Source organism: Streptomyces sp. E11-3 (assembly GCF_046540415.1).
Lineage (GTDB): Bacteria > Actinomycetota > Actinomycetes > Streptomycetales > Streptomycetaceae > Streptomyces.
On sequence record NZ_JAZGRL010000003.1, the window covers coordinates 517,800 to 542,399 of the forward strand.

A 24,600-nucleotide genomic window follows, 5' to 3' on the forward strand; every position below is an offset into this window, starting at 1 on the left:
GGTTCAAAGACAGGCTCTCAGGCCAGCGCCCCGCCATGCGCCCCGCCCGACTCCGCGACCAGTTCGTCCAGCGTCTGCGGGGTGCGTACGGTCGCGAAGCGCGTCCCGGCGCCGGGCGCGTACNCGCCGCTGCGCCCGCGCTCCGCGCGGACGACGGGGGTTCAAAGACAGGCTCTCAGGCCAGCGCCCCGCCATGCGCCCCGCCCGACTCCGCGACCAGTTCGTCCAGCGTCTGCGGGGTGCGTACGGTCGCGAAGCGCGTCCCGGCGCCGGGCGCGTACGCGAAGCCGTAGATCCCGGGCCTGGCAAGGCTGTTGTACGCGTAGTGGTGGGCGAAGTAATACGCGCCCGTGTCCGGGACCGCCACCAGATCGCCGGGTTCCAGGCGGGCCAGTGGGCGGTTCTCGGCAAGGAGGTCGCCCGCGAAGCAGGCCGGGCCCGCGACGTCCTGGGGGACGGTCGGGCCGGGCTTGGGGTGGCCCTTCGCGTCGTAGGCGAGGATGCGCAGCGGCCAGGATTCGGGCTGGTAGACGGTGCGGGTGGCGATCTGGACTCCGGCGTGGGTGATCGCGATGGGGCGGCCGCCGGACTGCTTGGTGTACTCGACCCGGGCCAGGACCGTGCCGTGCTTGGCGAGCAGGGAGCGGCCGAACTCGGTGACCAGGCCGTACCGTCCGTCGAAGAGTCCGGGGACGCGCTGCTTCAGGATGCGGGCGTAGTCGGCGTGGGTCGGACTCGTCGCGTCCGAGGCGAAGTTGACCGGCAGGCCGCCGCCGATGTCCACGGTGTCGATCTGCTGGCGGCCGACGCGGGCGTTGATCTCCTCGGCCAGTTCGTACGCCGCCCGGACGCCCTCGGCGAGCAGGTCGAGGGGGATGCCCTGGGAGCCCGTGTGGGTGTGCAGCCGGGTCAGCCAGGGCCGGTCGGCGTACGCGCGTACGACCCACTCGCGGGCCCCCGCGTCCCGTAGCGCGACCCCGAACTTCGAGGTCGAGGTGGCCGTCGAGAGCGCGTCGATGGAGCCGCCGCCGATCTGCGGATTGACGCGTAGACCGATCGGCGACCGGGTGGGCGCGGAGCTCACCAGCGTGTCGATACGGGCCAGCTCCTGCGGGTTGTCCGCGTTGACGGCGATACCGAGCGCCAGGGCCTGGCGCAGTTCGGCGGGGGTCTTGGCGGGGGAGTCGAGCACGGTGCGGGTGGGCGGCACACCGGCCGCCTGGGCGAGGGCCAGCTCGCCGGGGCTGGCGACCTCGGCGCCGATGCCTTCCGTGTGGAGCAGGCGCAGTACGGGCACCAAGGGCGTCGCCTTCACGGCGAACGTGTGCCGTACGGGTGCGGTCGTGACCTGCGCGAACGCCGCCCGCAGCGCGGCGGCCGCGGCCCGGATGCCGGTGCTGTCCAGCAGGCCGATGATGGGGGCGTCGGGGCCGATCAGCCCTTGCTCGACGGCCGCGCGGACGGAGTCGTCGCGCCGGGCGGCGGCTTCGGACCCGGCGTTTTCGGGCCCGGCGGTCTCGGGCCCGGCGTTTTCGGCTCCGCCGGTCTCGGACCCGGCGGCGTCCGTACTGACGGTTTCGGATTCAGCTGCGCTCTCAGCTATGCCCATGTGATCCAGCCAATCACAGCGTGGGCCGCGCCTCACGGGCACGCCGGAGCGTCGCGCTATTGACTAGATCTATTCAGCCGCGCAGGATGTGAATATCCAGGTTCCATGCGAGGAGGCAGACCATGTCAGGACCCCGCCCCGTACGCGCGCCGCGCGGCACCGAACTCAGCGCCCTGGGGTGGCAGCAGGAGGCCGCCCTGCGGATGCTCCAGAACAACCTCGACCCCGAGGTCGCCGAGCACCCCGACAAGCTCGTCGTCTACGGCGGCACCGGCAAGGCCGCCCGCGACTGGCGCTCCTTCGACGCCATGGTCCGTACCCTGCAGACCCTGAAGCAGGACGAGACGATGCTCGTCCAGTCCGGCCGCCCGGTCGGCGTCATGCAGACCCACGAGTGGGCGCCGCGCGTACTCATCGCCAACTCCAACCTGGTCGGCGACTGGGCCAACTGGGAGGAGTTCCGGCGCCTGGAGGCCCTCGGGCTCACCATGTACGGCCAGATGACGGCCGGTTCGTGGATCTACATCGGCACGCAGGGGATTCTGCAGGGGACGTACGAGACGTTCGCCGCCGTCGCCGCGAAGCAGTTCGGTGGGACCCTGGCCGGGACCATCACGCTCACCGCCGGGCTCGGCGGCATGGGCGGCGCCCAGCCGCTCGCCGTCACCATGAACGACGGCGTCGCGATCTGCATCGACTGCGACCCGCGCGCCATCGAGCGCCGCATCGAGCACCGCTACCTCGACGTACGCGCCGACTCTCTGGAGCACGCCCTCCAGCTGGCCACGGAGGCACGCGACGCCCGCCGCCCGCTCTCCATCGGTCTGCTCGGCAACGCGGCGGAGCTGCTGCCGCGCATGCTCGCCGAGAGCGCGCCGATCGACATCGTCACCGACCAGACGAGCGCCCACGACCCGCTGGCGTACCTGCCGGTGGGCGTCGACTTCGACGACATGGCGGCCTACGCGGCGAAGGACCCGGCCGGGTTCACCACCCGCGCCCGCGAGTCCATGGCGCGCCACGTCGAGGCGATGGTCGGCTTCATGGACGCGGGCGCCGAGGTCTTCGACTACGGCAACTCAATTCGGGGTGAGGCCCAACTGGCGGGCTATGACCGCGCGTTCGCCTTCCCCGGCTTTGTGCCCGCGTACATCCGGCCGCTGTTCTGCGAGGGCAAGGGCCCGTTCCGCTGGGCGGCGCTGTCGGGAGACCCCCAGGACATCGCCAAGACCGACCGGGCGATCCTCGATCTCTTCCCCGAGAACGAGTCCCTGCACCGCTGGATCAAGATGGCGGGCGAGCGGGTCCACTTCCAGGGCCTCCCGGCACGCATCTGCTGGCTCGGCTACGGCGAGCGCGACCGCGCGGGCGAGCGCTTCAACGACATGGTGGCCAGCGGGGAACTGGCCGCGCCCCTCGCGATCGGCCGCGACCACCTGGACTGCGGCTCGGTGGCATCCCCGTACCGCGAGACCGAGGCCATGCTCGACGGCTCGGACGCGATCGCCGACTGGCCGCTGCTGAACGCCATGGTGAACGTCGCGTCGGGTGCCTCCTGGGTCTCGCTGCACCACGGCGGTGGCGTCGGCATGGGGCGCTCGATCCACGCCGGTCAGGTCTCGGTCGCGGACGGCACGAAGCTGGCGGGCGAGAAGATCCGCCGCGTGCTGACGAACGACCCGGGGATGGGCGTCATCCGGCATGTCGACGCCGGGTACGAAGCCGCTGACGCGGTGGCTTCGGAGCGCGGGGTTCGCATCCCGATGCGAGAGGGTGACGGCGCGTGAGTGAGTGTTTCCCCACCCCGCCCCTTCCCGGAGGGGCTGAAAATCAGCCCCTCCGGCGCTTGAGGAGCGGGGTCCGGGGCGGAGCCCCGGGAAACGGAGAAAGGGCGGGGCAGGGGCAAACACCCCCCACCTTCCACGAGATGTGGCGGGACCTGGCTCCCATCGGCCGTGCCGCCGACTCCGGCGGGTACCGGAGGTACGCCTGGACGGCGGCCGACGCCGACTGCCGCGCCTGGTTCAAGGCGCAAGCCGAGTCCCGCGGCCTCACCTACGAACTGGACCGCAACGGCAACCAGTGGGCCTGGCTGGGCGACCCGGCCGCGGGCGGCGCCGTGGTCACCGGCTCGCACCTGGACTCCGTACCCGACGGCGGCGCCTTCGACGGCCCCCTCGGCGTCGTGTCCTCCTTCGCCGCCCTGGACGAACTCCGCAGGAGGGGAGCGGAGTTCACCAAGCCCCTCGCCATCACCAACTTCGGCGACGAGGAGGGCGCCCGCTTCGGCCTCGCCTGCGTAGGCTCCCGCCTCGCCGCCGGACAGCTCACCGTCGACAAGGCGTACGAGCTCCGCGACGCCGACGGCATCACTCTCCCGCAGGCCATGGAGCGCGCCGGGTACGACCCGACGACGATCGGCCCGGACCCGGACCGCCTCGCCCGCATCGGCGCGTTCGTCGAGCTGCACGTCGAGCAGGGCCGTGCCCTGGACCTCACCGGCAACCGCGTCGGCATCGCGAGCGCCATCTGGCCCCACGGCCGCTGGCGCTTCGACTTCCGTGGCGAGGCGAACCACGCGGGCACCACCCGCCTCGCCGACCGCCGCGACCCGATGCTGTCGTACGCCGAAACCGTCCTCGCCGCCCGCCGCGAGGCCGAACTCGCGGGCGCGGTCGCCACCTTCGGCAAGATCTCCGTCGAGCCGAACGGCGTCAACGCGATCCCGTCCCTGGTACGCGGCTGGCTCGACTCCCGCGCCGCCGACCAGCAGTCACTCGACACGGTGGTCGCGGGAGTGGAGAAGGCCGCGAGGGAGTACGCGGACCGGCACGGCATCGACCTCGACGTCGTACGGGAGTCCTTCACGCCCGTAGTCGAGTTCGAGCACACGCTGCGCGACGAACTCGCCCGCATCCTCGGCACCGACACACCCGTCCTGGGAACGGGCGCGGGACACGACGCCGGAATCCTCTCCGCGTCCGTCCCGACCGCCATGCTGTTCGTACGCAACCCCACGGGCGTCTCGCACTCCCCGGCCGAGTACGCGGCCGAGGACGACTGCCTCGCGGGGGTCGCGGCACTCGCCGACGTACTGGAGGGCCTGGCGTGCAGCAGCTGACGCGGAAGACGTACTGGGCGGAACACGCCTGGCTGGACACCCGTGTCGAGCCAGGCGTGGCCCTGGACGTGTCGGACGGCCGGATCACGGCCGTACGCACCGGAGTCGACGCCCCACCCCCCGGCGCCGAGATCCTGCGCGGCCTGACCCTGCCCGGCCTCGCCAACGCCCACTCGCACGCCTTCCACCGGGCCCTGCGCTCCACCGTCCAGGTCGGCTCCGGCACCTTCTGGACCTGGCGCGAGGTCATGTACGAGGCGGCGGCGCGGCTGACCCCCGACTCGTACTACGCGCTCGCGCGCGCCGTGTACGCGGAGATGGCACTGGCGGGCATCACGTCCGTCGGCGAGTTCCACTACCTGCACCACGCGCCGGGCGGTACGCGCTACGACGACCCGAACGCGATGGGCGAGGCACTGCTCGCGGCGGCGGCGGCCGCGGGCATCCGGATCACCCTCCTCGACACGGCGTACGTCGCTTCAGGCTTCGGGGAGCCGCCGAACTCACACCAACTGCGGTTCAGCGACGGGTCGGCCGAGGCGTGGGCCGAGCGCGCCACGCTCCTGAAGGACCGCGAGGGCGTCCGGATCGGCGCGGCGATCCACTCCGTACGGGCCGTGTCCGCCGACCAGTTGGGCACTGTCGCGCAGTGGGCGGCCGAGCGGTCCGCGCCGCTGCACGTCCACCTCTCCGAGCAGACCGCCGAGAACGACGCCTGCCAGGCGGCGCACGGCTGTACGCCGACGAGGCTGCTGGCCGACCACGGGGTGCTGGGCGCCCGTACCACCGGCGTGCACAACACCCACCTCACGGAGGCGGACATCGCGCTCCTCGGTTCGTCCGCCACCGGCACCTGCATGTGCCCGACGACGGAACGGGACCTGGCGGACGGGATCGGTCCCGCACCCGCGCTCCAGCGCGCGGGCTCCCCGCTCTGTCTCGGCTCCGACAGCCACGCCGTGATCGACCTCTTCGAGGAGGCGCGCGCGATGGAGCTCAACGAGCGGCTGCGGACGCGGACGCGGGGGCACTGGACGGCGGCGGCGCTGCTGCGTGCCGCCTCTGCCTCTGGTCACGCGGCGCTCGGGTGGCCCGACGCGGGCGTGCTGGTCCCTGGCGGCCTCGCCGACTTCACGACGGTCGCGCTGGACTCGGTGCGGACGGCTGGGGCGTTGCCGCGCCTCGGCGCCGAGACGGCGGTTTTCGCGGCGACGGCGGCGGACGTCCGCTCCACGGTGGTGGGCGGCCGTCAGGTCGTCCGCGACGGCGTGCACGCGCTGGTCCCTGACGTCCCGTCCGCGCTGTCCGCCGCGATCGCCGAGCTGCGTGGCGGCTGAGGTCAGAGCCTGGACCTTCCCCAATCCCGCCCCTTCCCGAAACTGGGGGCAAGCCCCAGACCCCGAACGCCCTTCGGGCGTGTCCTCAAACGCCGGACGGGCTGAGATGCAAATCTCCAGCCCGGCCGGCGTTTGAGGCCTTTCGGGAAGGGGCGGGGTGGGGGACCAATCTCTGACCCGCACCACCCCCCACCGAGAGGAACCCCGAAACCCGTGACCACCACCCTCATCCACAACATCGCCAGCCTCGTCACCAACGACCCCACCCTCGGTGACGAAACCCCCCTCGGCCTCATCCAGGACGCCGCCGTCGTCCTCGACGGCGACCGCGTCACCTGGGTCGGCCCCACCGACAAGGCACCGGCCGCCGACACCGCCCACGACGCCGACGGCCGAGCCGTCATCCCCGGCTTCGTCGACTCCCACTCGCACCTCGTCTTCGCGGGCGACCGCACCCAGGAGTTCAACGCCCGTATGTCCGGCCGCAGTTACAGCGCGGGCGGCATCCGTACCACCGTCGCCGCCACCCGCGCCGCGACCGACGCCGAGCTGGACGCCAACGTCGCCCGGTACCTCCGCGAGGCGCTCCGGCAGGGGACGACCACCTTCGAGACCAAGTCCGGTTACGGGCTGACCACCCACGACGAGGCCCGCGCTCTGCGTATCGCGGCCAGGCACACCGACGAGGTGACGTACCTCGGCGCGCACATCGTGTCGCCCGACTACGCCGACGACTCGGCCGCCTACGTCGACCTCGTCACCGGCGAGATGCTCGACGCCTGTGCGCCGTACGCCCGTTGGGTCGACGTGTTCTGCGAGAAGGGCGCCTTCGACGGGGACCAGGCCCGCGCCATCCTCACCGCCGGCCAGGCGAAGGGACTCACCCCCCGCGTCCACGCCAACCAGCTCTCCTACGGCCCCGGGGTCCAACTGGCCGTGGAGCTCGACGCGGCGAGCGCGGACCACTGCACCCACCTGACGCCGCAGGACGTGGATGCCCTCGCGCAGGGCAACACCGTCGCCACGCTCCTCCCCGGCGCCGAGTTCTCCACCCGCGCCGAGTGGCCCGACGCCCGCCGTCTCCTGGACGCGGGCGCCACGGTTGCCCTGTCCACGGACTGCAACCCCGGCTCGTCGTTCACGTCCTCGATGGGCTTCTGTATCGCCCTGGCCGTACGGGACATGGGCATGACCCCCGACGAGGCCCTCTGGTCCGCCACAGCGGGCGGCGCGGCCGCCCTGCGCCGCACTGACGTCGGCTGCCTCACCCCGGGCGCCCGCGCCAACCTGGCCCTCCTGGACGCCCCGAGCCATGTCCACCTGGCGTACCGCCCAGGCGTCCCGCTGGTCGCGGCCGTCTGGCGGGACGGCGAGCCGGTCGCCGTGGCCTGAAACGGCGATTGGGCGGTATGGGACACCCAGGGGGCCGATACTCACGGCCCTTTGGTTGTCCCATACCGCCCAATACCGCGTAAGTGCTCGCGCGATACCGTGCAGTGCCGCCCCGATCGCAGGGCTCGTTGCCGGTCTACTCCTCCACGGTCAGGCCCTTGCGGAGCCGTACCAGGGTGCGCGAGAGCAGCCGCGAGACGTGCATCTGGGAGATGCCCAGCTCCTCGCCGATCTCGGACTGCGTCATGTTCGCGACGAAGCGCAGCGAGAGGATCTTCCGGTCACGCGGCGGGAGTTCGGCGATCAGCGGCTTCAGGGACTCGACGTACTCGATGCCTTCGAGGCCGTTGTCCTCGTAGCCGATACGGTCCGCGAGCGCGCCCTCGGAGTCGTCCTCCTCCGGCTGGGCGTCCAGCGAGCTCGCGGTGTACGCGTTGCTCGCGGCCATGCCCTCGACCACCTCGTCCTTGGTGATGCCGAGTCGCTCCGAGAGCTCGCCCACCGTCGGCGCGCGGTCGAGCTGCTGAGCGAGTTCGTCACCGGCCTTGGCGAGGTCCAGGCGCAGTTCCTGCAGACGGCGCGGTACCCGTACCGACCACGAGGTGTCGCGGAAGAAGCGCTTTATCTCGCCGACGATGGTCGGCATGGCAAAGGTCGGGAACTCGACGCCCCGGCTGAGCTCGAAGCGGTCGATGGCCTTGATCAGGCCGATGGTGCCCACCTGGATGATGTCCTCCATGGGCTCGCTGCGGGAGCGGAACCGGGAGGCGGCGAACTTGACCAGGGCGAGGTTCAGTTCCACCAGGGTGTTACGGACGTACGCGAACTCGTGCGTGCCTTCCTCAAGCGACTCAAGGCGCCCGAAGAGGGTCTTGGAGAGGGCCCTTGCGTCCAGCGGACCGACTTCGTCGTAGGGCGGGATCTCTGGGAGATCTATCAGCCCTTCGAGGGCGTCCCGGTCGTCGGTGATGGCCGTGAGCTCGGGGATCTCGGTCGCGAAGTGTTCCGTTGGTGGTGTCGACGTCGCTGTTGCACCGGGCGATGCGTCGATCCGGGGTGACATGGTGTCCTCCATCGTTCTCGGCATATGGCTGCCGATGCCAATACGTGCTCTGCGTGAGATGTGCGGCGCCTCCGTAGCCGGCCGTGTGGAAACTGTCCCTACTAGGCCTACCCGCTGACGACGTCAGCTTGCAAGTGTGCTACGTCACTAAATGTCCGTTTCCAGGGGGATGTTCGGGTACCCGGTCGTGCAGGGAAGGCGTAATGTTCAAGGGCGTCAATCATTGGCTTCTAGACGTTCGGAAGAGAGACGGCATGGACCGCGGGACGGTCGGCAGCGCAAACCGGGGGCGCCTTCGGGTGGAGGTGCGTCACGAGGGGCGAAGTGCCGTCGTGGCTCCTACGGGTGAGCTGGATCACCACACCGCTGATCTGTTGCGAGAAGCGCTGGAAGCCTGTGTGGACGGGGGCAGGGCGCGTCTGGTCGTCGACTGCTCGCGGCTGGAGTTCTGTGATTCGACCGGACTGAACGTGCTGCTTGGCGCCCGCCTCAAGGCGGAGGCCGCGGGCGGCGGGGTCCATCTGGCGGGGATGCTGCCGGTCGTGGCCCGGGTCTTCGAGATCACCGGGGCGGAAGCGGTCTTCACGGTGCATGATTCGCTCGAAGCCGCACTGGCCGACTGATGATGCGCTGATCGCGCGAAGTTACAGCAGAGTTGTCCTGGCGTGATCGCCTCGTGACCCATACGTAACCGGTATCACACCGTCCATGACGAAGAAGTGGGTGTTCTCACGGTTCGGCCGGGCAGGAGACTGCTGCTGGGCTAGCTGAACGGTGGGGGCGGTGGTGAGCGGTGGTGAACCGAACGCGGCGCTGTCGACGTCCTTCGTTCAGAGTCCGCTGTCTCGAATATTCTTGCGTAGTACTGGTCAATCGGTGAGGTGAAAGCGCTGATGAGCACCACCCGGCCCCTGTCGCCGGGCGACCGCGGCCCGGAGCCGGGTGAGCGCGGCCCGCAGCCGGGCACCGGCGCGCCGGACGCGCGCACCGGACACCAGGTGCGCAGGCTGTCCCTGAACGGCGCGAGCGGCATCGTCCCGCTGGCCCGTGACTTCACCCGCCAGGCGCTCCACGACTGGGGCTGGCTGCCCGCGGCCAACGCCGACCAGCGGGCGGCCGCCGAGGATGTCCTGCTGGTCGTCTCGGAGCTGGTCACCAACGCCTGCCTGCACGCCGAAGGCGCCGACGAGCTGTGGGTCGGCTGTGACGGCAAGGTGCTGCGCCTGGAGGTCTCCGACCGCGGTACGGGCCAGCCGGCGCCGCGTACCCCGCACCGGGCCGGGCGGCCCGGTGGCCACGGCATGTTCATAGTGCAGCGGCTCTGCCTGGACTGGGGAGTCGTACGGACCCCCGACGCGGCGGGCAAGACCGTGTGGGCGGAGCTCGGCGCGCCGGGGTAGCCGCGCTCGCGGTCCGGTAACTGGCGGTTCGAACTCACTTCACTCAGGTTCGCCTGGCCATGTTCACGTCGACCGACCCGACCGGCCTGTTTGTCCGGCTGGGGGTCCGGGGGTTATCCCCCGGAAAAACGCAGCAAGCCTCCTTCGACAGCCCGCGATCCGGGCTGTCTTTTGTCTTCCCTCCACACGGCCCCCGGCGTACCTTGAGCGCCCAATCTGATGTGCCGTCAGTAACTGAGGGGAAGTTCAGGTGTCTTACCGGAAACACTCAGCCCCGCTCGCGCTCGGCGCGGTTCTGGCCGGTTCTGTGGTGCTCATCGGCGCCCCCGCCGCCCACGCCGACGTCGTGGACGTCGACTACATGTGCAAGACGCCGATCGGTGACAAGGGAGCCGTCTCACCGATCGACATCAAGGCGGAGAAGAGCGGCAGCGGCTACAAGCTGACCATGTCCTTCGAGAAGGGCGTCTCGGAGAGCCCGGTGGAGTTGGGCAAGGGCGCGATGGAGCCCAGTGCGGTGATCAAGCTGGGCGGCGCGGAGAGCGGCACCGTTCCGGTCAAGGGCCCGGCGAACGCGGCGGCACTTCCGGCCAACACGCCCATCAAGATCAACGACCTGACCGGTACGTACACCCCGAAGGGCACCGGCAAGGTCACCTTCACCGCGTCCACGCTCACCATCAAGGCGCTGGGGACGACCACCACCTGCACCCCGAAGAACAACCCGAAGCCGTCGCTGTCGCTCGACGTCAAGGGCTCGGGCGGCGGCGGCACCGGGGGCTCCGGCGGCGGCAGCACCGGGGGCTCCGACGGCGGCTCCAGCGGGGACTCCGAGGGCGCATCCGCGGGCAGCAGCGAGCTGCCTCAGACCGGCCCTCAGGACAACGCGATCGCGCTCGGCACCCTGGGCGGCACCGTGCTGCTGACCGGCGCCGCGGGCGTGCTCTGGCTGACCCGGCGCAACCAGGCGCGCCAGTAGCCGCCAGGCGCACCAGTCGCCGCCGGTCGCCGCCAGTCGTCGACCGCGGAGACCCAAGCCCCCGCACCACCAGCACCTGGAGCCGCCGATGCCGTCCGGTCCCCGTGTCACCGTCACCTGTCTGCTGGCGGTGGCGGGTCTGCTCGCCCTGCCCGCGCCGTCCTCGTCGGCGGCCTACGGAGCCGACCCGGACGGCGGCAGCCGCTGGTCCGTCGCCCCCGCCACGGGGGACACGGCGAGAACCGCGAAGGACGGGCGGCCCTCCTTCTACCTGGAGGGAGCGCCGGGGACCGTACTCCAGGACACCGTGACGGTGACCAACCCCGGCGACAAACCCCGGACGGTGCGGCTGCGCGGGGCGGACGCGGACAACACCGGCGACGGGTCCCTCGCGGTGAGCGACACGGGCGAGTCGCGGGACAGCGGCGCGTGGATCACCCCCGCGCGCGAGAAGGTGAAGGTGCCGCCGCGCACCCGCGCAGAGATCCCGTTCACCGTGACCGTCCCGGTGGACGCGGTGCCCGGCGACCACCCCGGAGCGATCGTCGCCAGCTCCGGTGGCCGCGACGCCGGGGTGCGGCTGCATCTGCGGGTCAGCGGGCCGACCCTGTCGGCGCTCACGGTGGAGAAGGTACGGGTCGGCGGCCAGGGCATCGCGTACGACCTGGTCAACCGCGGCAACACGGTGCTGCGCCCCAAGCTGGCGGTGCGCGCCGATGGGGTCTTCGGCGAGCGGCTCGACCGCGGCCCGCGCGACCTGTCCGTAGAACTGCTCCCCGGCCGTCGGGTCGAGCTCTTCGAGCCCTGGTCGGGCGCGGCACCCGCGCTCGACTCGGTGGACGTGAAGCTCACCGTGACGGCGGGCGGTGGAGCGCGGGACGAGGCCACGGGGTCGGCCGCCTTCGTGCCCTGGGGCGCGCTGGCGGGCGCGGGCGGCGGGCTGCTCGTGGTGGCGGGCGCGGCGCTGTGGTTCGTACGCCGCCGTAGGCGCGCACGCGCACTTGACCAGGACGTACGGGAGTCGGAAGACGCACCGCAGTTGGTGTCGGCAGGGACGGGGGAGTCACCGTGAACGTCCACCAGGCCCGCCACGGCCGTCGCGGGCGCCCCGCGTGGGGTGCGCTGACCGTCCTCGCCGCCGTGCTCGCCCTCGCCCTGGCCCTGCCGCCCACCCTCTCCGCGCCGAGCGCGACCGCCGCCGAGCAGCCCACCATCGAGCTCTCCAAGACGGAGGCGGGCAAGGGCGGTTCGGTTACCGTCAAGGGCGAGGGCTGGCGCCCCACGACCCTGTTGACCCTGCTGATCTGCGGGCAGAACATGATCGGCGGCACCAACGCCTGCGCCAACGCGGACGGTCTCGCCGTCACCACCGACGCCAAGGGCCGCTTCAGCAAGAAGCTGCCCGTCGCCGAGCCGCCCAAGCCGTGCCCGTGCGTGGTGCATGCCGCGACGGTCACCGGCGCGAAGGCCTCCGCGCAGGCGGAGCTGAAGGTGGCCGGCCACCCGGTGAAGCCGCTCCCGAAGCCGGAGGGCGGCGAGAAACTCCAGGTGCTGGCCGCGACCCGGCTCGAAGGGTCGAGCGGCATCCTCACCTGGTTCGGCGCGCCCGCCTCGCGCCGGCTCGTGGTCACGATCGGCAACCTCGGTACGGCGCCCGTCGAGAACCCCGTCTTCAAGGTCGGCACCTCGCATGGCGTGTTCGCCCCGCAGTGGGAGGAGCAGCAGTGGCGCGGCACCATCGCACCGGGCAAGAAGGCCCAGGTCAAGCTGCCGGTCCAGTTGAACGCGGGGGCGCACGGCGACTATCTGGTCTCGCTGCGGTACGGCGGGAAGGTGCTCGCCGAGCAGCCCTGGGAGGTGGGGCGGCCCTGGGGCGTGACGCTCTTCTGGATTCTGCTCGGCCTGGTCGTACCGGCGGCGGTCTTCCGGATCGGGATGGCGGTCGTCGACCGGGTGCGGCCGCGCGGGCGCACCGGTGGCCATCGCGCGCTGCGCTCGCGGCGGTTGGCCCTGCGGCTGCCGAAGGCGCTGGCGCCGCTCGGCTCGGTCACGCAGCGACGCCCGTCTTCCACCCCCGACCCCGCCGACGACCCACCCCGTAAGACCAGCACCAGCACCGGCACCAGCACCAGTACCACTGCCCTGCCGTGGTTCACCCCGGACACCGCGCCGGGGGCACCAGCACGCGACGCACCAGCACACGAATCACCAGCGCATGACGCACCACTCTCCGCACCGTCCAAGGACCGCCCGACGGCACCAGGAAAGAGGAGAAACACGTGATCACGCATCGGAGAGTGAGTGCGGCTTCCGTCGCGCTCATGCTCGGCGGCGCGGGCATTCTGCTGGCCGCGAGTCCCGCACAAGCCGCCGAAGTCTCGTACGCGACCGAGTGCATTCCGCCCCCGATCTCCGGTATGCCGCCCGTGCAGGGCACCACCACCGTGGACATCACGGCACCGGCCGATGCGAAGGTCGGCGACGAGGTCGAGGTCGTCTGGAAGACCGTCGAGGCCGCGTCGAAGAACCCGGACGTGCTCGACCTGGACGCGGACACGGTCAAACCGACCGGTGTACTCAAGGTGGCCGGGGCGCAGACCGAGGACCTGGCGATGGAGGGCGAGCGCAAGAACCCGCCGATCCCCAAGAACAGCCCGATGGTGCTGTCCGACATGAAGGCCACCCTGACGCTGACGGCGGCGGGCGAGGTCACGCTCACCCCGGACACGTACAACATCAACGTCAGCAAGCCGATCTCGACGGACACCAAGTGCGCGCCGACGGAGGAGGTCGAGGCCGCGGCGACCATCAACGTGACGGAGGGCGGAGGGAGTTCGGGCGGTACGGGTGGTGACACGGGTGGAGACACTGGTGGGACCGGCGGTGACACCGGAGGCGACACGGGTGGAGACACCGGTGGGACCGGAGGCGACACCGGCGGCGACATCGGCGGCGACTCAGGTGGTACGGGCGGCGACGACAGCGGCGGCACCACGGGCGGCGGCGACGGCGAGACCGACTTCCCCGGCAAGGAGGTCACCGTGGCCTTCGCCTGCGAGTCGCCAGGACCCGACAGCATCGAGTCGGCCGTGACGATCAACGCCAAGAAGAACGGCGGCGGTTACGACCTCACGGTCGCCACCGCCGACGGCGTGATGGACAGCCCGGCCCCGCTGCCCGCGAACGCCCTCACCCCGTCCATGGACGTGACGGTCGGCGGCTCCGACAAGGGGGCGGTCAAGGTCACCGGACCGCCCAACAAAGAACCCCTGGAACAGGGCAAGCCGGTCAACCTCCCCGACATGACGGGAACCTACAAGCCGGGCGCCACCGGAAAGGCCACTCTCGCTCCCGGCACGCTCACCATCGAGGTGTCCCTGGGGGGCCAGGACATCACGATCCCGTGCGAGGTGCAGGGCGAGGCCCCTGTCTCACTGGAACTCGACGTCGAAGACGAGGGCGGCGTCACCGGCGGCACGACCAGCGGCGGCACCTCCGGGGGGTCCGACGGCGGGTCCCCCGGCTCCACCGGAGGCTCCGCAGGCGGCTCCACCTCCACCGGCGGCGGCCTCGCCGAAACCGGCGCCGACGACAACGGCGGCCTCCGCGCCCTCGCCCTGGTCGCGGGCACGGTGATCCTGCTCGGCGGCGCGGTCTTCACGTTCATGCCGAGGCGGCGACTGCGCTGACTCCCCGCGCTCGTGGCGGTCGACTCCGGTGCGGCATGCTGCTGATGCCAAGTCCCGCGGGCGGGACACCGCGGAGCGAGAGGGAACAGAATGCGGCCGCTGGTCTATGACCTGAGGTTTCGGGAGCGCGCGCAGCGCGACCGCGGCACGGGGCTTGTGCTGCTCCTGATCGCCGTGGGGTTGTGGTTCGTCTGTGTCTGGCAGTTGTTGATGCCGTACGACTCGACGTACCGCGGCAAGTGCGACGGGCCGCTCTTCGCCGACGACGCCCGACGGACGGCCACCGTGTGCGACACCGGCAGGCGCCTGGCATGGCCGCTGGGCCTGCTGGCCCTGTCGGTGCCGGTCTCGCTCACTGGCGGGGTGCTCTACACGGGTGCCACGACACGGCTGGTGATGAGCGAGCACGCGGCCGAGATGGAGCGGCTCGCTCAGCTCCACAAGGAGTGACCTCGGGGCGCCGACCCAGGTCCCCGATACGCGAGGGGCCGCCGCACCAACCGGTGCGGCCCGCCGCACCAACCGGTGCGGCGGCCCCTCGCCGTACTGACGTGCGGCGCGTGCGTCAGTGCACGTCGCCCATCAGCGCCACGATCTTCTTGCGGTACATGTACACCGCGAAGCCCGCGAGCACGGCGAGCGCTGCCTCGGCCGCGACGACCGACGTACCGCTCAGATCCACGCCCGCGATGGAGAGCAGACCCGTGACACAGTCACCGGCCGTGACGGCCAGGAACCAGACACCCATCATCTGGCTGGCGTACTTGGCCGGGGCCAGCTTGGTGGTGAGGGACAGGCCGACCGGGGAGAGGCACAGCTCACCGATCGTCTGGATCATGTAGATCGACACCAGCCACATCGGGCTGACCTTGGAGCCGTCATCGGCCATCAGCATCGGCACGACGAAGACGAAGAACGATCCGCCGATCAGCACCAGCGCCTGGGCGAACTTCACCGTCGTGCTGGGCTCCTTGCCCTTGCGGGCCAGCGCCAGCCACATCCAGGCGAAGACCGGGGCCAGCGCCATCACGAACAGCGGGTTCAGCGACTGGAACCAGGTCGCCGGGAAGTCGAAGCCGAAGACCTCGCCCGAGGTGCTGCCCTTGGCGAAGACGGCCAGCGTGGAACCACCCTGGTCGTAGATCATCCAGAAGACGGCGGCGGCCACGAAGAACCAGATGTAGCTGGACATCTTGGTCTGCTCGGTGGCGGTCAGGTCCTTGTCGCGCTTGATCCGGACCAGCACGGCGGTCGGAATGAGCAGACCGGCGACCGTGATCGGGATCAGGGCCCAGTTGAGCGTGAAGTGACCGGTCAGACCGACCAGGGCGTAGAAGGCGGCGGCGACGGCCAGCCAGACCAGGCCCTTGCTCAGGGCGGACTTGCGCTCCTGGACCGTCAGCGGGTTCGGGACCATGCTGCTCTTCGGCGACAGGTGCTTGGTGCCGAGCAGGAACTGGATCAGGCCCAGGGCCATACCGATTCCGGCGAGCGCGAAGCCGAAGTGCCAGTTGATCTTCTCGCCGACGGTGCCGATGACGAACGGGGCGACGAAGGCACCGAGGTTGATGCCCATGTAGAAGACGGTGAAGCCGCCGTCCCGGCGCGGGTCGTCCGGGCCGTCGTAGAGCTGGCCGACCATCGTGGAGATGTTGGCCTTCAGCACACCCGAGCCGAGCGCCACCAGCGCCAGGCCGACGAAGAACATCGCGGTGCCGGGCAGCGCGAGCGTGAGGTGTCCCGCGACGATGATGACGCCCGCGACGGTCACGGCCTTGCGCGGGCCCCAGACGCGGTCGCCGAGCCAGCCGCCGGGCATCGCCAGCAGGTAGACCATCGCCAGGTAGACGGCGTAGATCGACGAGGCCGCCGCCATCGTCATCGCGAGGCCGCCGCCGTGCAGCCCCTCCTTCGTGCCGTCGGCACCGCCCGAGATCAGGTAGTACACGAGCAGTGCCCGCATGCCGTAGAAGCTGAAGCGCTCCCACATCTCGGTCATGAAGAGAGTGGCCAGTCCGCGGGGGTGGCCGAAGAAGGTCGTCTCGGTGCCAGGGTTACTGGCCGAGCCCTTCGTCAGGCTGGACGCCATGTCGATCCTTGTTCGCTCGGGGCACGCACCAACTCACCAAGGGTCATGGTTGTTTCGTGCGCATAAAAGAGACCTTCGGCAGGAAGAGCGAGCCAAAGGTCTCGACATACGGATTTACGCGTTCGGACACCATACGGCACGGCAATGCGGCATTTGGAAGAGTATGAGAGATGGATCACAGGAGGTTTCGGAACTGTTCCATGCATTCGAAGGTGACTCATCGAATTTCTCCGTATGTCCGCAGGGCTGACCTGGCGCCCTCCGCCCGCCGGGGCTCGCGGACTACCATCACCCCATGACCCGTGTACTGCTCGCCGAGGACGACGCGTCCATCTCGGAGCCACTGGCCCGCGCACTGCGCAGGGAGGGTTACGAGGTCGAAGTGCGCGAGGACGGACCCACCGCACTGGACGCGGGGCTGCAGGACGGCATCGACCTGGTCGTACTCGACCTGGGGCTGCCCGGTATGGACGGCCTTGAGGTGGCCAGACGGCTGCGTTCCGAGGGGCACACCTTCCCGATCCTCGTGCTCACCGCCCGCGCGGACGAGGTGGACACGGTCGTCGGACTCGACGCGGGCGCCGACGACTACGTCACCAAGCCCTTCCGGCTCGCCGAGCTGCTCGCCCGGGTGCGCGCCCTGCTGCGCCGCGGCGCGACCGAGCCGACCCCGCCGCCCTCCACCCACGGCGTACGGATCGACGTCGAGTCGCACCGCGCCTGGATGGGCGAGGAGGAGCTCCAGCTCACCGCCAAGGAGTTCGACCTGCTCCGGGTCCTGGTGCGGGACGCGGGCCGGGTCGTCACGCGCGAGCAGCTGATGCGCGAGGTCTGGGACACCACCTGGTGGTCGTCGACCAAGACCCTGGACATGCACATCTCCTGGCTGCGCAAGAAGCTCGGCGACGACGCCGCCAACCCGCGCTTCATCGCCACCGTGCGGGGCGTCGGCTTCCGCTTCGAGAAGAGCTGAGCACCCCACCCCGCCATGCGCCGCCGACTCATCACCTCCACGCTGGCCGTGGTGCTCGTCGTGATCTCCGTCTTCGGGGTCTCCGTGGTGCTCGTGGAGACCCGGACGATCACCAGCGCCGCCCAGGACCGGGTGGAGTCCGAGGCGCTGCGCCTGGTCTCCATCGTCGACAGCCGGATGATCGGCGACGACCGGATCACCGCGGGCATCCTGCGGGACCAGGTCGGCGACGAGCGGTACGCGCTGATCGAGATCCCCGGCCGGGCCCCCATCGAGGTCGGCAGCAAGCCGGACGGCGATGTCATCCAGCACGTCGAGCAGGGCGACCAGGGCGAGACCATCACGGTCCAGGAGCCGCGCTCCACGGTCACCACGGAGGTCGGCCGGGTCCTGCTGGTCATCGCCGGAGTGGCGTTGCTCACGATCGTCGCCGCGGTCGTACTCGCGGTGCGCCAGGCCAGCCGCCTCACCTCGCCGCTCACCGACCTCGCCGAGACCGCCGAACGCCTCGGCTCCGGCGACCAGCGCCCCCGCCACAAGCGGTACGGAGTGCCGGAGCTGGACCGGGTCGCGGACGTACTGGACAACAGCGCCGAGCGGATCGGGCGGATGCTCACCGCCGAGCGCCGGCTGGCCGCGGACGCCTCGCACCAGCTCCGTACGCCGCTGACCGCGCTGTCCATGCGGCTGGAGGAGATCACGCTCACCGACGACCCGGAGACCGTGAAGGAGGAGGCGACCATCGCGCTCACCCAGGTCGAGCGCCTCACCGACGTCGTCCAGCGGCTGCTCACCAACTCCCGCGACCCGCGCACCGGCTCCGCCGTGACCTTCGACCTGGACGAGATCGTCAAGCAGCAGATCGAGGAGTGGCGCCCGGCCTATCGAGGCAAGGGCCGCGCCATCGTCAGTTCGGGCAAGAAGGACCTCAAGGCCGTGGGCACGCCGGGTGCGGTCGCCCAGGTGCTGGCCGCGCTGATCGAGAACTCCCTGATGCACGGCGGCGGCACGGTCGCGCTGCGTACCCGGGTCACCGGGAACCAGGTGGTGGTCGAGGTCACGGACGAGGGTCCAGGGGTGCCGCCCGACCTCGGCGCGCGGATCTTCGAGCGCACGATCAGCGGCCGTAACTCCACCGGGATCGGTCTCGCGGTGGCGCGGGATCTGGCGGAGGCGGACGGCGGGCGTCTGGAGATGCTGCAGACGAAGCCGCCGGTGTTCGGCCTGTTCCTGTCGCGTACGACGTCGTCCACGCCGCCGCCCAGGCCGTCGCCGCGGCCGGAGGACGAGACTCCGACGGTCAGGTGACCCGCTGCGAGGGGTCGCTCTGTTCGGTGTCCTGCTTGGTGCCCTGCTTGGTGTCCTCGGGGACAGGGGTGGCGGCGGGGGCCTTCAGGAACGATTCTGCGTCCTTCACGGGCAGTGCCCGGAACACCCAGGTGCGATAGGACCAGAACCGGAACAGCGTCGCGATCCCGATGCCCAGGAACTTGAAGATGTTGCTCTGCAGCGGGCTGTCCCAGTGGAACCCGTACGTCGCCGTGAACAGCACACCGTTCTCGATCACCAGCCCGGCCACGCTGAACAGCAGGAAGAGCGTCATCTCCCGCGTACGGCGATTCTTGTCGCGGTCGCGATACGCGAAGTATCGGAACCCTATGTAATTGCAGCAGATCGCGATGGCCGTGGCCGCTATGGAGGCCCGCACCACCGGGATCTCCGTGGTGCCCCGCAGCAGGTTGAAGACGCCCAGATTGACCAGGATGCCGACCCCGCCCACCGCCCCGAACTTGGCGATCTCCCGCAGGAGCTGGTCGAGTCTTCCCCGCAGTGGGCGGTGCTGCGTCATGGTGTGGGCTCAACCCCGTCAGGTCGGTTCGTCGGCGCTTCGCCGATGGCACGTCGATTCGTCGACCTGACCCATGTTATCGAGCGCCCGCGATCGGTGCCTCGGCAGTGATCGCGGACTCGTCGGTAGCTACGACCCGGGGGCTCGTCGTTACCTACGACGCGGACGCGGATACCCTGGACGATGTGACGTTCCCGGTAGTCGGCATGGTCGGCGGGGGTCAGCTCGCTCGTATGACACACGAGGCGGGCATCCCGCTCGGCATCAAGTTCAAGCTCCTCAGTGATACTCCCCAGGATTCGGCGGCCCTGGCCGTCGGCGATGTCGTCGTCGGCGACTATCGCGATCTGGACACACTGCGGGCGTTCGCCCGTGGCTGCGATGTGATCACCTTCGATCACGAGCATGTGCCCACCGAACACCTGAGGGCCCTGGAGGCGGAGGGTATCCCCGTACGCCCAGGCCCGGACGCGCTGGTGCACGCCCAGGACAAGGGCGTGATGCGCGCGCGCCTCGACGAGATCGGCGTGCCGTGTCCACGCCATCGGATCGTGAGCGACCCGGCCGACGTGGCGGCCTTCGCTGCCGAAGGCGAAGGTTTCCCCGTGATCCTCAAGACGGTCCGCGGTGGCTACGACGGCAAGGGCGTGTGGTTCGTACGATCCGCCGAAGACGCCGCCGAGCCGTTCCGCGCCGGGGTGCCGGTGCTCGCCGAGGAGAAGGTCGACTTCGTCCGCGAACTGGCCGCGAACGTGGTGCGCTCCCCGCACGGCCAGGCCGTCGCCTACCCCGTCGTGGAGTCGCGGCAGGTGGACGGCGTCTGCGACACCGTGATCGCCCCCGCGCCCGGCCTGCCCGACGACCTCTCCCTCCAGGCGCAGGAGCTCGCCCTGCGCATCGGCAAGGAGCTCGACGTCGTCGGCCACCTGGCCGTCGAACTCTTCGAGACCCGCGACGGCCGCATCCTGGTCAACGAGCTCGCCATGCGCCCGCACAACTCCGGCCACTGGACCCAGGACGGGGCCGTGACCTCGCAGTTCGCCAACCACGTACGGGCCGTACTGGACCTGCCGCTCGGCGACCCGCGCCCGCGCGCCAAGTGGACCGTGATGGCCAACGTCCTGGGCGGCGACTACCCGGACATGTACTCCGCGTATCTGCACTGCATGGCCCGTGACCCCCAGCTCAAGATCCACATGTACGGCAAGGACGTGAAGCCGGGCCGCAAGGTGGGCCACGTCAACACCTACGGCGAGGACCTGGACGACGCCCTGGAGCGCGCCCAGCACGCGGCCGGCTACCTGCGAGGAACGATCACCGAATGAGCGCAAGTCCCAGCCCTCTGGTCGGCATCGTCATGGGCTCCGACTCCGACTGGCCCGTCATGGAGGCCGCCGCCGAGGCACTCGCCGAGTTCGAGATCCCCTACGAGGTGGACGTCGTCTCCGCGCACCGGATGCCGCGCGAGATGATCGCGTACGGCGAGGAGGCAGCCGAGCGCGGCCTCAAGGCGATCATCGCGGGCGCCGGGGGAGCGGCCCACCTGCCGGGCATGCTCGCCTCGGTCACCCCGCTGCCGGTGATCGGCGTCCCGGTGCCGCTGAAGTACCTGGACGGCATGGACTCGCTGCTCTCCATCGTGCAGATGCCGGCCGGCGTGCCGGTGGCCACGGTCTCGGTGGCGGGCGCCCGCAACGCGGGCCTGCTCGCGGCCCGGATGCTCGCCGCACACGACACCGAACTGCTCGCCCGGATGCGGGAGTTCCAGCAGGAGCTGAACGAGCAGGCGACCGAGAAGGGCAAGCGGCTGCGGGCGAAGGCGGAGGGCGCGGGCTCCTTCGGCTTCGGCAACTGACCGCGCCGTGAGTGCCATGGAGCCGTATCTCGCCCGCGCCCGCGAACTCCTCGCGGCCGCCCCGATCGTCGACGGCCACAACGACCTGCCGTGGGCGCTGCGCGAACAGGTCGGCTACGACCACGCGCGGCGCGACATCGCCACCGACCAGAGCGCCCACCTGCACACCGACATCGCCCGGCTGCGCGCGGGCGGCGTAGGCGCACAGTTCTGGTCGGTGTACGTCCGCAGCTCCCTCTCCGGCGACGCGGCGGTCAGCGCCACGCTGGAACAGATCGACTGCGTCGACCAGCTGCTGGCCCGCCACCCGGACGCGCTGGCGCCCGCGCTCACGGCCGACGACATGGACAAGGCCCGCGCCGAGGGCCGTATCGCCTCCCTCAAGGGAGCCGAGGGCGGCCACTCGATCAACAACTCCCTCGCCACGCTACGGGCGTTGTACGCGCTGGGCGTCCGCTATATGACGCTCACCCACAACGACAACCTCGCCTGGGCGGACTCGGCGACGGATGCTCCGCAGGTGGGCGGCCTGTCGCCGTTCGGCCACGAGGTGGTCCGGGAGATGAACCGCACCGGCATGCTGGTGGACCTCTCGCATGTGGCGGCGACGACGATGCGCGACGCCCTGGGCACGACGGCAGCGCCGCTCATCTTCTCCCACTCCTCCTCCCGCGCGATCTGCGACCACCCCCGCAACATCCCGGACGACGTCCTGGAGCGGCTGCCCGCGAACGGCGGCGTGGCGATGGCCACCTTCGTCCCCAAGTTCATCCTCCCGGCCGCCGTGGAGTGGACCGACCGCGCCGACGCCAACCTGCGCGCGCACGGCTTCGACCACCTGGACACCACCCCGGCGGCGATGGCGGTCCACGCCGCGTTCGAGGCGGCGCAGCCGCGCCCCGTCGCCACCGTGTCGACCGTCGCCGACCACCTCGACCACATGCGCGAGGCCGCGGGCATCGACCACATCGGCATCGGCGGCGACTACGACGGCACGGCCTTCACCCCGGACGGCCTCGCCGACGTCTCCGGCTACCCGAACCTGATCGCAGAGCTTCTGCGTCGCAACTGGTCGTCCGCCGACCTGGCCAAACTCACCTGGCACAACGCGGTCCGGGTCCTGCGCGCGGCGGAGGACGTCGCGCGGGACCTGAGCGCGCAGAGGGCCCCGTCCAACGCGACACTCACCGACCTGGACGGCTGACTCACCGGGAGCCGGGCCCGGTCGTAGCCCGGCAGGTCAGGTCCTTGGCGGGGAGCCTGCCCGTGGTCAGGTAGACCGTGACGGCCTTGTCCGCGCAGGGAGTGCTGTCCGGCGCGTAGAGGACGCCGTGTCCCTCGCCGCCGGCGACGGTGAGCATCCGGGAGCCGCGCAGGGCCCGGTGCATGGCCCGAGCGGCGAAGAGGGGCGTCTGAGAGTCCCACTCGTTCTGCGTGATCAGCGCACCGACCTTGTTGTCAATCTTCGTCTGCGGCTCGCTGCCCTGCTCCCAGAAGGCACAGGGTGTGATGGCGGCCGCGAAGTCGCCGTACAGCGGATACCGGGCCTTGTCGCGGATCGCCTCGCGGCGGTACTCCTCAGGGCCGTGCGACCAGGTGCGGGTGTCAGCGCACATGAAGGACCAGGCGATGGAGGGGTAGTTGTCGTCGGGCTCCTGGACCTGACCGGGCGTGCCGGACGGAGCCGGGTCCTTGCCCTTGGCCGCCTTCTTCAGCCCGGCGATCCGTTCGGCGGCCTTCTGGACGTGGAAGAACGTGCTGTTGTCGCCACGGATGCCGTCGCCGGTGAGGGGCTGTCCCTCAAAGAAGATGGGCTTGCGGTTCGCCCGCGCGATCAGGTCCCAGTAGGTCTTGCGGACCTTGGCCGGAGTGTCGCCCAGTTTGTAGGTTGCGTGCCGACGGGCGGTCCACGCGGTCCAGCGCGTGAACGCCTGCTCGGCCGCCTTCGCCATGTCCTGGAACATCCCCCGGTAGATCCGGGTGGGGTCGGTTGCGCTGTCCAGCACGATCCGGTCGGCCCGCTGGGGGAACAGCTGCATGTAGACGGCGCCGAGGTAGGTGCCGTAGGAGATCCCCAGGTAGGAGATTCTCTTCTCGCCCAGCGCGGCGCGGATGACGTCCATGTCACGGGCGTTGTTGCGGGTGGTGAGATGCGGCAGCTTGTCACCCGCCCTGGCCCGGCACTTCCCGGCGACGGTACGGACCCGGTCCACGTCCTTCGCGAAGGTCTCCGCCTTGTACGGATGGTCGGCCTGTTCCTCGGCGGTCAGCCCGCAGCTGACGGGAGAGCTCCGCCCGACGCCCCTCAGGTCGAAGCCGACGAGGTCGTACCGCCGCTTCACTTCCGCGGGGAACTTCAGGCGCGGGTCGACAGGCAGCCGCAGTCCCGGTACGCCGGGGCCGCCCGGGTTGAGCAGCAGAACGCCGTGACGTGCCTTCGCGCTACCCGCCTTCAGCCGGGATAGCGCGAGGCCGATCGTCCTGCCGCCGGGGTCGCTGTAGTCCAGCGGCACCTTGAGCGTCGCGCACTGGAAGGTGGCGGGGCCCTTCGCGTCGCAGCGTTTCCACTGGAGCTTCTGCTGCGTGTACTGCCGCAGGGGGTCGTTGGCCGTGGAGGCGTCGGATGCCGTGGGCGCGACGAAGGCCGTTGCGGGCGTCAGCGCCGAAAGGGCGGCCGCCGCGAGGCCGGCGGCGAGTAGGGGGGCCTTGCGGGTGTTTCGCACGGGGATGCTCGTCCTTGTCGAGGAGAGAGGAGAGTGGGCAGCCGGTTTGCCGGTGGGGGAGAGGGAAGGCCGTTCACTTTCCGTTCAGGTGCTCGCGGACGCACTGCGTGTACTGGTCGAAGCTGTCGGGCTGGTAGCACTCCTGTGTCTGGTTCGCGTACCAGACCATGAAGACGGCGACCAGCCCGGACACCACGATCGCGAGGGACGACGTCACCACGGCGGTTACGGCCTTGCCCCGGCCCACACCGGTCCGCTTGGCCGCTATCAGCGCGGCGATGCCCAGGATCAGGCCGATCACGGCGAGCGGGCCGCCGATGAAGACGACCGAGCTGCACAGGCCGATGATGCCCAGTGTCATGGCGGCCGTGGCCAGGCTGTTCTTCGGTGCTGTCAGACCCGGCGCCATGCCGTTCGGTGTCGTCCGAGTCCGTACGGCCTGGTCCTGAGCGGACACCGTGTGGTTCAGCGGCGTCTCGATCCCCTGAGCGTTCATCAGCCCGTCCTTCCGTCCCGTCAAC

The 24,600-nt window shown here is 70.6% G+C and carries 22 protein-coding genes; 16 read left to right on the forward strand and 6 right to left on the reverse strand.

Annotated elements, in window-relative coordinates:
* Window positions 1–175 precede the first annotated feature (175 nt).
* Entirely contained in the window at window positions 176–1,609 is a 1,434-nt protein-coding gene (locus tag U9R90_RS31905; RefSeq protein ID WP_411060483.1) for a diaminopimelate decarboxylase, read from the reverse strand.
* A 122-nt stretch (window positions 1,610–1,731) separates the two neighbouring features.
* On the opposite strand from U9R90_RS31905, the gene hutU reads away from it, so the two are divergent.
* The 4 genes from hutU (at window position 1,732) to hutI (ending at window position 7,459) form a co-directional block, all read left to right on the forward strand.
* Window positions 1,732–3,396 carry a urocanate hydratase gene (hutU, locus tag U9R90_RS31910; RefSeq protein WP_411060484.1) on the forward strand — a complete coding sequence of 555 codons (1,665 nt, stop codon included), beginning with the start codon at window positions 1,732–1,734 and terminating at the stop codon, window positions 3,394–3,396.
* 140 nt (window positions 3,397–3,536) lie between these two features.
* On the forward strand, window positions 3,537–4,730 hold the full coding sequence (locus tag U9R90_RS31915; protein ID WP_411060486.1) for an allantoate amidohydrolase: 1,194 nt from the start codon (window positions 3,537–3,539) through the stop codon (window positions 4,728–4,730).
* A complete protein-coding gene (locus U9R90_RS31920; RefSeq protein ID WP_411060488.1) occupies window positions 4,718–6,067 on the forward strand; it encodes a formimidoylglutamate deiminase in 1,350 nt (449 codons plus the stop codon). The genes U9R90_RS31915 and U9R90_RS31920 overlap by 13 nt, the downstream gene beginning before the upstream one ends.
* Before the next feature lie 213 nt (window positions 6,068–6,280).
* The gene (gene hutI, locus U9R90_RS31925; protein WP_411060490.1) at window positions 6,281–7,459 is read left to right on the forward strand and encodes an imidazolonepropionase; all 1,179 of its coding nucleotides are present in this window, start codon (window positions 6,281–6,283) and stop codon (window positions 7,457–7,459) included.
* Window positions 7,460–7,595: 136 nt separating this feature from the next.
* Here hutI and U9R90_RS31930 read toward each other — a convergent pair whose 3' ends face one another.
* The gene (locus U9R90_RS31930) at window positions 7,596–8,522 is read right to left on the reverse strand and encodes an RNA polymerase sigma factor SigF (RefSeq protein ID WP_411060492.1); all 927 of its coding nucleotides are present in this window, start codon (window positions 8,520–8,522) and stop codon (window positions 7,596–7,598) included.
* Between the two features lie 254 nt (window positions 8,523–8,776).
* On the opposite strand from U9R90_RS31930, the gene U9R90_RS31935 reads away from it, so the two are divergent.
* The 7 genes from U9R90_RS31935 to U9R90_RS31965 all read left to right on the forward strand — a co-directional run bounded on the left by U9R90_RS31935 (window position 8,777) and on the right by U9R90_RS31965 (window position 15,040).
* On the forward strand, window positions 8,777–9,145 hold the full coding sequence (locus U9R90_RS31935; protein WP_411060493.1) for an STAS domain-containing protein: 369 nt from the start codon (window positions 8,777–8,779) through the stop codon (window positions 9,143–9,145).
* A 270-nt stretch (window positions 9,146–9,415) separates the two neighbouring features.
* A complete protein-coding gene (locus tag U9R90_RS31940; RefSeq protein WP_411060494.1) occupies window positions 9,416–9,922 on the forward strand; it encodes an ATP-binding protein in 507 nt (168 codons plus the stop codon).
* A gap of 250 nt (window positions 9,923–10,172) precedes the next feature.
* Window positions 10,173–10,901 carry an LPXTG cell wall anchor domain-containing protein gene (locus U9R90_RS31945; RefSeq protein ID WP_411060496.1) on the forward strand — a complete coding sequence of 243 codons (729 nt, stop codon included), beginning with the start codon at window positions 10,173–10,175 and terminating at the stop codon, window positions 10,899–10,901.
* Window positions 10,902–10,989: 88 nt separating this feature from the next.
* The gene (locus U9R90_RS31950; protein ID WP_411060497.1) at window positions 10,990–11,973 is read left to right on the forward strand and encodes a WxL protein peptidoglycan domain-containing protein; all 984 of its coding nucleotides are present in this window, start codon (window positions 10,990–10,992) and stop codon (window positions 11,971–11,973) included.
* On the forward strand, window positions 11,970–13,184 hold the full coding sequence (locus U9R90_RS31955) for a neocarzinostatin apoprotein domain-containing protein (RefSeq protein ID WP_411060498.1): 1,215 nt from the start codon (window positions 11,970–11,972) through the stop codon (window positions 13,182–13,184). Before U9R90_RS31950 ends, U9R90_RS31955 begins: the two co-directional genes overlap by 4 nt.
* Before the next feature lie 14 nt (window positions 13,185–13,198).
* Complete coding sequence (locus U9R90_RS31960; RefSeq protein ID WP_411060500.1) at window positions 13,199–14,590, forward strand: hypothetical protein; 1,392 nt, start codon at window positions 13,199–13,201, stop codon at window positions 14,588–14,590.
* Between the two features lie 90 nt (window positions 14,591–14,680).
* Window positions 14,681–15,040 (forward strand): hypothetical protein, encoded by a 360-nt coding sequence (locus tag U9R90_RS31965; protein WP_411060502.1) that lies wholly within the window; start codon window positions 14,681–14,683, stop codon window positions 15,038–15,040.
* 115 nt (window positions 15,041–15,155) lie between these two features.
* Here the strand turns inward: U9R90_RS31965 and U9R90_RS31970 are convergent, their stop codons facing one another.
* Window positions 15,156–16,679 (reverse strand): peptide MFS transporter, encoded by a 1,524-nt coding sequence (locus tag U9R90_RS31970; RefSeq protein WP_411060503.1) that lies wholly within the window; start codon window positions 16,677–16,679, stop codon window positions 15,156–15,158.
* 295 nt (window positions 16,680–16,974) lie between these two features.
* On the opposite strand from U9R90_RS31970, the gene U9R90_RS31975 reads away from it, so the two are divergent.
* Both U9R90_RS31975 and U9R90_RS31980 read left to right on the forward strand, forming a co-directional pair.
* Complete coding sequence (locus U9R90_RS31975) at window positions 16,975–17,652, forward strand: response regulator transcription factor (protein WP_411060505.1); 678 nt, start codon at window positions 16,975–16,977, stop codon at window positions 17,650–17,652.
* A 15-nt stretch (window positions 17,653–17,667) separates the two neighbouring features.
* Window positions 17,668–18,960: an ATP-binding protein gene (locus U9R90_RS31980; protein ID WP_411060507.1), complete on the forward strand. Its 1,293-nt coding sequence runs from the start codon at window positions 17,668–17,670 to the stop codon at window positions 18,958–18,960.
* Here U9R90_RS31980 and U9R90_RS31985 read toward each other — a convergent pair.
* Window positions 18,953–19,501: a GtrA family protein gene (locus U9R90_RS31985; protein ID WP_411060508.1), complete on the reverse strand. Its 549-nt coding sequence runs from the start codon at window positions 19,499–19,501 to the stop codon at window positions 18,953–18,955. The two genes, U9R90_RS31980 and U9R90_RS31985, sit on opposite strands and share 8 nt — an antisense overlap.
* 185 nt (window positions 19,502–19,686) lie before the next feature.
* Between U9R90_RS31985 and U9R90_RS31990 the strand changes: the two genes are divergently transcribed.
* Genes U9R90_RS31990 through U9R90_RS32000 form a run of 3 tightly spaced genes read left to right on the forward strand, consistent with a single transcriptional unit; the run spans window position 19,687 to window position 22,560 of the window.
* Window positions 19,687–20,826 carry a 5-(carboxyamino)imidazole ribonucleotide synthase gene (locus U9R90_RS31990; protein ID WP_411060509.1) on the forward strand — a complete coding sequence of 380 codons (1,140 nt, stop codon included), beginning with the start codon at window positions 19,687–19,689 and terminating at the stop codon, window positions 20,824–20,826.
* The gene (purE, locus tag U9R90_RS31995; protein ID WP_411060510.1) at window positions 20,823–21,356 is read left to right on the forward strand and encodes a 5-(carboxyamino)imidazole ribonucleotide mutase; all 534 of its coding nucleotides are present in this window, start codon (window positions 20,823–20,825) and stop codon (window positions 21,354–21,356) included. Before U9R90_RS31990 ends, purE begins: the two co-directional genes overlap by 4 nt.
* A gap of 16 nt (window positions 21,357–21,372) precedes the next feature.
* Window positions 21,373–22,560, forward strand: a complete 1,188-nt coding sequence (locus U9R90_RS32000) for a dipeptidase (protein WP_411060992.1) — start codon at window positions 21,373–21,375, stop codon at window positions 22,558–22,560.
* 1 nt (window position 22,561) lies between these two features.
* On the opposite strand, the gene U9R90_RS32005 is transcribed toward U9R90_RS32000, so the two are convergent.
* On the reverse strand, window positions 22,562–24,079 hold the full coding sequence (locus tag U9R90_RS32005; protein ID WP_411060511.1) for an alpha/beta hydrolase: 1,518 nt from the start codon (window positions 24,077–24,079) through the stop codon (window positions 22,562–22,564).
* A 73-nt stretch (window positions 24,080–24,152) separates the two neighbouring features.
* Window positions 24,153–24,575: a DUF4190 domain-containing protein gene (locus tag U9R90_RS32010; RefSeq protein ID WP_411060512.1), complete on the reverse strand. Its 423-nt coding sequence runs from the start codon at window positions 24,573–24,575 to the stop codon at window positions 24,153–24,155.
* Between the last annotated feature and the right edge of the window lie 25 nt (window positions 24,576–24,600).